The organism is Miniimonas arenae (assembly GCF_006351005.1).
Lineage (GTDB): Bacteria > Actinomycetota > Actinomycetes > Actinomycetales > Beutenbergiaceae > Miniimonas > Miniimonas arenae.
Genome location: NZ_VENP01000024.1, coordinates 39,843 through 47,982, shown reverse-complemented (window position 1 = coordinate 47,982; position 8,140 = coordinate 39,843). Strand labels below are relative to the sequence as shown.

The following is an 8,140-nucleotide window of genomic DNA, read 5'->3' as shown; positions in this document are numbered from 1 at the left end:
GGTTCGTCGCACGAGGGGGCCGTAGTTGCACATGAGAATGATGTGCATCTAGAGCGATGGGCGGAAGGAGACGGCGCAGGTTGAGCGGCACAACAGATGGCCCAGCAGGGCACCTCGCACTCCGTCTCGCGATGCGGACGGCGATCCGGTCCGTGGACGGGGATTCGGCGCCCGCGCTAGGCTCCCCACACCATCCAGAGCGGCCGAGAGACCTGGCTCGTCGACGCCGCAGCAACCCCCAACGGAAGCCTCCCGCGGGAAGGGTGCTCACGCCAGGATCGATGGAGACACCATGCGGGCACACCACCCGTGGCGCAGCGGGAGGCGACGATGACCACGTCGGAGCTCTACCGCGCCCCACGACCCACGATCAGCTTCGAGCTCTACCCACCGCGCACTCCGCGCGGCGAGGAGCAGGTCCACGAGACGGCGGCGCGCCTGGCGGCCGGCGAGGCGGACTACTTCTCGGTCACCTACGGCGCCTCGGGCACCACGTCGGAGCGCTCGCAGGCGCTCGTCGAGCACCTGCTGGCCGAGACCCGAGTCCCAGTCATTGCCCACCTCACCTGCGTGGGGCGCAGCCGGTCGCAGCTGCGCGACGTCGTCAGCGGCCTGCTCGACGCGGGCGTGCGCGACTTCCTGGCGCTGCGCGGCGACCCGCCCGAGGGCGGCGAGTGGTCGCCGGGGGGTGACGGCCTGGCGCGCGCGTGCGACCTCGTCGCGCTCATCCGCGAGGTGGAGGCGGAGCGCTTCGGCCTGCCGCCCGCGAGCCCGGTCGAGCGCCTCGTCGCTCGCCGCACCCGGCGCGACGGCGTGAGCATCGCCGTCGCCGCCTACCCGGGTTACACCGTGCCCGGCCTGTCCGGCGAGTTCCAGGTGCGCGACGACGAGCTCACCGCCCTGCGCGCCAAGCAGGACGCGGGGGCGGACTTCGCAATCACCCAGGTGTTCTTCGACGTCGAGGCGTACGTCGCGCTGCAGCGCGCCGCGCGCGCGGCCGGGATCGTCCTGCCGCTCGTGCCGGGCGTGCTCCCGCTCACCGACCCCGACCGGATCCGCAGGCTGTGCGCGCTCAACCGGATCCCCGAGCCCGCCGAGCTGCTCGCCGAGCTCGAGGCGGCCGGCGGCCCGGAGGAGGCGTACGCGCTCGGCGTGCGGCGCACCGCCGACCTCGTCCGCGGCGTGCTCGCCGCGGGCGCCCCCGGTCTGCACCTCTACACGTTCAACCAGCACGCCGCGGTGACGCGGCTGCTCGACGAGGTCCTGGCTCCGGCCTGAGCCGCCTCCCTCAGTCACTCGACCTCACCCGACCACCGGCGAGCACGAAGCCTCTCCTCGCCACCGCCCGTTCCAGGAGAGCACCATGACCACTCAGTCCACCCCGTTCCCCGCCGCCACGATCCTCGGCTACCCGCGCATCGGCCCCCGCCGCGAGCTCAAGCGTGCGCTCGAGGACCACTGGGCCGGCCGCACCGACGAGGCCGCGTTCGAGGCGAGCGCCGCGCAGGTGCGTCGCGCAGCCGTGACGCGCCTGCGCGACCTCGGCCTCACCGAGCCGGCCGCCGTCCCGCTGGACTTCGCCCACTACGACCAGGTGCTCGACGTCGTGCTCGCACTCGGTGCGTTGCCTGCGCGGCTCGCCACCGACCCCGAGGTCGCTCCGCTCCTGACCGAGGTGGACGGCGCGACGGTGCAGCCGCTGCCGCTCGCCGTCGAGTGGGCGCTCGCGCGCGGCACGACGGCGCAGGGTCCGCTCGAGATGACCAAGTGGTTCGACTCCAACTACCACTACCTCGTGCCCGAGATCGGCCCGGACACCCCGCTCGCCTACCGTGGCTCGCGCCGCGCCGACCACGTCCGCGAGGCGGCGGCGCTCGGCGTGGCCGGCCGTCCGGTGCTCGTGGGTCCCGTGACGTTCCTCCTGCTCGCCAAGGCCGCGGCCGACGCCCCGGCGGGCTTCGACCCGCTCGACCGGCTCGACGACGTCGTCGCCGGCTACGCCGCGCTCCTCGCGGACCTGCGCGCGGCGGGCGCGGAGTGGGTGCAGCTCGACGAGCCCGCCCTGGTGAGCGACTCCTGGGCGCGCACGACGGCGGAGCTCGCCTCCGCCGTCGGGTACGCGTACGCAGCGCTCGCCGCGGCGCAGGAGCGACCGGCGATCTTCGTCGCCGCGCCCTACGGCACGCTGCCCGGCGAGGCGCTCGAGGCGCTCGCGGGCGCGGGGGTCGAGGCCGTGGGCGTCGACCTGGTCAAGGGTGAGCTGCCCGACGGCGAGGCGCCCGACCTCGGCGCGCTCACCCTGGTCGCGGGCGTGGTCGACGGACACAACGTCTGGCGCACCGACCTCGACGCGGCGGCCGAGCGGGCCGCCGCGCTGGCTGCGCTGGGCGCGGGCGCGACGACGGTCTCGACGTCGACGTCGCTCCTGCACGTCCCGCACACGGTGGCCGACGAGGCCGGTGCCCCGCTGCTGCCCGAGCGCGTGGCCGGCTGGCTGGCGTTCGCGGACGAGAAGGTGGCCGAGGTGCTCGCGATCGCGGCCGGCGCCGACGGCGCACCCGACGCGTTCGCCGCGGCCCGGACCGCCCTGGCCGACCGTGCCGGCGCGCCCGGCGTGGTCCGGCCCGAGGTGCGGGCGCGGGCTGCCGCGCTCACGCCGTCGTCCTTCACGCGGGAGCCGTACGCGGTGCGCCGCGCTGCGCAGGAGGCGGTGCTCGACCTGCCGGCGCTGCCGACCACGACGATCGGTTCCTTCCCGCAGACCGCAGAGCTGCGCCGGGCGCGGGCCGCGCTGCGCCGCGGCGAGCTCACCGAACAGGGCTACGAGGACGCGATGCGCGCCGAGGTCGCCAGCGTGATCGCGCTGCAGGAGGAGCTCGGGCTGGACGTGCTCGTGCACGGCGAGCCGGAGCGCAACGACATGGTGCAGTACTTCGCGGAGCAGCTCGACGGCTTCGCGGTGACGCAGCAGGGCTGGGTGCAGTCCTACGGCTCGCGCTGCACACGTCCCTCGATCCTGTGGGGCGACGTCGCGCGGCCCGCTCCGATCACCGTGCCCTGGGCCACCTACGCGGCGTCGCTCACGTCGGCCCCGGTCAAGGGCATGCTCACCGGGCCCGTGACGATCCTCGCGTGGTCCTTCGTGCGCGACGACCTGCCGCTCGGCGACACCGCGACGCAGGTCGGCCTCGCGCTGCGGGACGAGGTCGCCGACCTCGAGGCCGCCGGCATCGGCGTGATCCAGGTGGACGAGCCGGCGCTGCGCGAGCTGCTGCCGCTGCGCCGCGCGGACCAGGACGCCTACCTGGCCTGGGCGGTCGCGGCCTTCCGGCTCGCGACCTCGGGGGTGGCGGTGCGCACCCAGGTGCACACGCACCTGTGCTACTCGGAGTTCGAAGAGGTGTTCGGGGCGATCGACGCGCTCGACGCCGACGTCACCTCCGTGGAGGCGGCCCGCTCGCGGATGTCGCTGCTGCCCGCCGTCGCGGCGGCCGGCTTCGAGCGCGGCATCGGTCCGGGCGTATGGGACATCCACTCCCCGCGGGTGCCGTCCGAGGAGGAGGTCACCGAGCTGCTCCGGCTTGCACTGGAGTCGGTGGGCGAGCGCTCGCTGTGGGTCAACCCGGACTGCGGGCTCAAGACGCGCGGCTACGCCGAGACGACGGCGGCGCTGCAGGCGCTCGTCGGGGCGGCCCGGCGGGTGCGCGCGGAGATCGGGGCGACGACGGCGGTCTGACGCCGGTTGCGCGTGGCCCGTGGCGGTCCCCGCGGGGGTCGCCACGGGCGTGCGCGGGCCTGCGTGGGGCGCGTCACCCGGGGTTCTTGGTGCGTGCTGCGTGGACGCCGCGGTCGCCACGTCCACCGTGGGCGCGGCAGCGGGGCTCCTGCCGCGTGCTGCGTGGACGCTGCGGTCGCCGTGTCCACCAGGGACGCGGTAGCGGGGCTCTTGGTGCGTGCTGCGTGGACGCTGCGGTCGCCGTGTCCACCGTGGGCGCGGCAGCGGGGCTCCTGCCGCGTGCTGCGTGGACGCCGCGGTCGCCACGTCCACCGTGGGCGCGGCAACGGGGCTCCTCGAGCGCGCTGCGTGGACGCCGTGGTCGTGGTGTCCACCAGGGACGCGGCAACGAGACCGAAGTCGCGTCTCCTGTGGACGCCGCGGTCGCCGTGTCCACCGTAGACGTGGCCACGTGTCCGACGGCGCGCCCCACGTGGTCCCGGTGGCCGCCGCGTCGAACGCTCGCTCGCAAGGCACCGCAAGTCTTTACTGGATTCTTGCGATTCGATGGCGTCCGTTACGCAACCGTTACGGCACTGAATCGTTTCGTCAGTTGCGCAGCGCGCTGTCCCGGGGTTGTATCGGGCGGTCAGCCCCTTCGGGGGATCGCCGCGGCCTGACCGGGGGCGGCGAACCACGACGCTGTGGAGGAGCAACGAGATGACCTCATCGATTGGGATGCGACGTGTGCGTGGGAGCGCTGCCATCGTGGCTGCTGGCTCGCTCGCACTCGTTCTGGCCGCGTGTTCGGGCGGCGACGGTGGCGGTGGGGACGCCACCGGTGGGGGCGATGCGACGGGCGACGGCGGCGGCGACACGGCCGAGGGGATCGACTGCGCACCGTACGAGGAGTTCGGCGACCTGAGCGGCACGAGCGTGTCGGTCTACACGTCGATCGTGGAGCCGGAGTCGGACCAGCAGATCGCGTCGTACAAGCCGTTCGAGGACTGCACCGGCGTCACCATCAACTACGAGGGCTCGCGCGAGTTCGAGGCGCAGCTCCTGGTGCGGATCCAGGCGGGCAACCTGCCCGACGTCGCGTACCTGCCCCAGCCGGGCCTGCTTAACACGATCGTCACGCAGTACGGCGACAAGATCGTGGCGGCGCCCGAGCAGACCGCCGCGAACGTGGACGAGTACTACGACCCGAAGTGGAAGGACTACGGCTCGGTCGACGGCACGTTCTACGCCGCTCCGCTCGGCGCCAACGTGAAGTCCTTCGTCTGGTACTCGCCCTCGATGTTCGAGGACGCGGGCTACGAGATCCCGGAGACGTGGGACGACATGATCACCCTGTCGCAGACGATCGCCGACGAGGCCAAGGCGGGCAACGGCGCAATGCCGTGGTGCGCCGGTGTCGAGTCCGGTGACGCGACCGGCTGGCCGGGCACCGACTGGATCGAGGACGTGGTGCTGCGCACCGCCGGCCCCGACGTCTACGACCAGTGGGTCACCCACGAGATCCCGTTCAACGACCCGCAGATCGTCGACGCGTGGGACACCGCCGGCGAGATCCTCAAGAACCCGGAGTTCGTCAACGCCGGCCTCGGCGGCGTCGACTCGATCGCCACCACGACGTGGACGGACGCCGGCTTCGGGATCCTCGACGGCACCTGCTGGATGCACCGCGCCGCGAACTTCTACGCGACGCAGTGGCCCGAGGGCACCAACGTGGCCCCCGACGGCGACGTCTACGCGTTCTACCTCCCGGGCGACGGCACGAGCAAGCCGGTCCTCGGCGGCGGCGAGTTCGTGGCCGCGTTCGCCGACCGTCCCGAGGTCCAGGCGTTCCAGACCTACCTGTCCTCCCCGGAGTGGGCCAACGCCAAGGCGAAGGCCACCGACACCGGCGGCTGGGTCAGCGCCAACAAGGGCCTGGACCCGGAGAACCTCGCGACCGAGTTCGACAAGCTCAACGCCCAGATCCTCCAGGACCCGGAGTCCGTGTTCCGCTTCGACGGCTCGGACCTCATGCCCGGCGAGGTCGGCGCCGGGACGTTCTGGACCGGCATCGTCAACTGGCTGACCGGCACGGACACCCAGACGGTGGTCGACACGATCGAGGCCTCCTGGCCCGCCAGCAGCTGATCGCCCGTCGAACGGCACAGCGCCGGCTGAGCGCCGGCACCCCGCTTCACCCGTAGCACCGGTTCGAGGGGGTCCACCTCCTGGTGGGCCCCCTCGTTCCACCTCGGCACTCGTGCCGAGCCAGTCTCGAGGTCCTGCTCGAGTCAGCCCACCTCTCCGGCCGCGAGGTCGGACACGCATCCGCCGGTGACGTCGCCGGCGGGAGGGAGCCCCTTCATGGACTGGTTGCTCCGGCCTGAGGCCGCGGGCGAGAAGATCGTGGTGATGGTCATCGCGATCCTCCTGTTCGCCGCCGTCATGGCCCTCATCCTGTTCGCCGTCGACCGCCCCAAGCGGATCAGCGGCACCGTCGTCGCCGTGGCCTTCGCGGGCCCGGCGATCATCCTCGTGACGATCGGCCTGATCTATCCCGCGATCCTCACGATCATCAACTCGTTCAAGAACAAGAACGGCAGCGCCTGGGTCGGCCTTGACAACTACTCTCAGGCGTTCAGCAACCCCGAGCTCCTGCTCGTGCTGCGCAACACCGCGATCTGGGTCATCCTCGTGCCGCTGCTCTCGACGGCACTGGGCTTGATCTACGCCGTGCTGGTGGACCGCACCCGCGGGGAGAAGGTGGCCAAGGCGCTGGTCTTCCTGCCGATGGCGATCTCCATGGTGGGCGCCTCGATCATCTGGAAGTTCGTCTACGAGTTCAAGCCCAACCAGCCCGGTGTGAAGCAGACCGGTCTGCTCAACCAGGTGATCGTGTGGCTCGGCGGCGAGCCGCAGCAGTTCCTCTCCACCCAGCCGTGGAACACGTTCTTCCTCATCGTCGTGATGATCTGGATCCAGACCGGTTTCGCGATGACCATCCTCTCGGCCGCGATCAAGGCGATCCCCGACGACATCATCGAGGCGGCGCGGCTGGACGGGCTCAAGGGCATGAGCATGTTCCGCTACATCACGATCCCGAGCGTCCGGCCTGCCCTCGTCGTCGTGCTCACGACGATCGCGATGGGCACGCTCAAGGTGTTCGACATCGTCCGCACGATGACCGGTGGCCAGTTCGGCACGTCGGTCGTGGCGAACGAGTTCTACACGCAGCAGTTCCGGCAGGCGAACCAGGGCCTCGCGGCCACCCTCGCCGTCATCCTGTTCGTCCTGGTCATCCCGATCGTCGTCTACAACATCGGGCAGATGAAGAAGGTGGAGGAGATCCGATGAGCTATCCCGCGATCGAGTCCACGACTCTCGTCGAGACGGCCGACGGCGGAGGTGACGAGCGGCGCCGTGGGCGGCTGCGTCGCTCGAAGATCGCCGAACGGTCGGAGTCCGCCGCCTCGCGCCTGTCCTCGCCCTGGGCGTCGGCCGTCGCGATCCTCGTGGCGATCCTGTGGACCATCCCGTCCGTCGGCCTGCTGGTGACCTCGTTCCGACCGGAGCTGGACATCCGCCGCAGCGGCTGGTGGACCGGCCTGACCGGTCCGTTCACCGTCCAGAACTACGAGACCGCCTGGTCCGGGTCCGGCGGTCTGGGGCCGTTCTTCGTCAACTCGTTCGTCATCACGCTGCCGGCCGTGCTCATCCCGATCACGATCGCGCTGCTGGCGGCCTACGCGTTCGCGTGGATCGACTTCAAGGGGCGCAACTTCCTGTTCGTGGCGATGTTCGCGCTGCAAGTCGTGCCGCTTCAGGTGGCGCTCGTGCCGCTGCTCAAGGCGTACGTCGACATGGGGATCAACGGCACCTTCTGGTCGGTGTGGATCTCGCACGCGATGTTCGGCCTGCCGCTGGCGATCTTCCTGCTGCACAACTTCATGAAAGACATCCCGCCCGCGCTGGTCGAGGCGGCCCGGGTGGACGGCGCCGGCCACGTGAAGATCTTCTTCCAGGTGCTGCTGCCGCTCCTCGTCCCGGCGATCGCCGCGTTCGGGATCTTCCAGTTCCTCTGGGTCTGGAACGACCTGCTCGTCGGCCTGACGTTCACCGACACCGGCAGCCGCCCGATCACGGTGGCGATCGCCGAGCTCGCGGGCTCGCGCGGCGGCCAGTGGCACCTGCTCACCGCGGGTGCGTTCATCTCGATGATCGTGCCGCTCGTGGTGTTCTTCTCGCTGCAGCGGTACTTCGTCCGAGGGCTTCTGGCGGGGTCGGTCAAGGGCTGACGCCGATCGCTGCCAGGAGGAGAGGAGGCCCCCCGCCCAGCAGGGCGGGGGGCCTTCGCGTGCTTGCGGTCGACTCGGCGCCCGCGTGCGGTGAGCACACGCTACCGGCGCCGGTCGAGACTGCGCGCCG

5 protein-coding genes and 1 riboswitch are annotated in these 8,140 nt (G+C 71.6%); all 5 genes read left to right on the top strand.

Annotation, left to right across the window (positions count from 1 at the left end):
- The first annotated feature begins 187 nt into the window (after positions 1-187).
- A riboswitch (SAM riboswitch) is annotated at positions 188-288 on the top strand.
- A 42-nt stretch (positions 289-330) separates the two neighbouring features.
- Positions 331-1,278, top strand: coding sequence for a methylenetetrahydrofolate reductase (locus FH969_RS07980; protein ID WP_139986836.1), 948 nt, complete (start codon positions 331-333; stop codon positions 1,276-1,278).
- 85 nt (positions 1,279-1,363) lie between these two features.
- Entirely contained in the window at positions 1,364-3,736 is a 2,373-nt protein-coding gene (gene metE, locus FH969_RS07975; protein WP_139986834.1) for a 5-methyltetrahydropteroyltriglutamate--homocysteine S-methyltransferase, read from the top strand.
- A 699-nt stretch (positions 3,737-4,435) separates the two neighbouring features.
- Complete coding sequence (locus FH969_RS07970; RefSeq protein ID WP_425462454.1) at positions 4,436-5,863, top strand: ABC transporter substrate-binding protein; 1,428 nt, start codon at positions 4,436-4,438, stop codon at positions 5,861-5,863.
- A gap of 216 nt (positions 5,864-6,079) precedes the next feature.
- Complete coding sequence (locus FH969_RS07965; RefSeq protein WP_108718531.1) at positions 6,080-7,069, top strand: carbohydrate ABC transporter permease; 990 nt, start codon at positions 6,080-6,082, stop codon at positions 7,067-7,069.
- Positions 7,066-8,010 carry a carbohydrate ABC transporter permease gene (locus tag FH969_RS07960; RefSeq protein ID WP_108718530.1) on the top strand — a complete coding sequence of 315 codons (945 nt, stop codon included), beginning with the start codon at positions 7,066-7,068 and terminating at the stop codon, positions 8,008-8,010. Before FH969_RS07965 ends, FH969_RS07960 begins: the two co-directional genes overlap by 4 nt.
- Positions 8,011-8,140 lie beyond the last annotated feature (130 nt).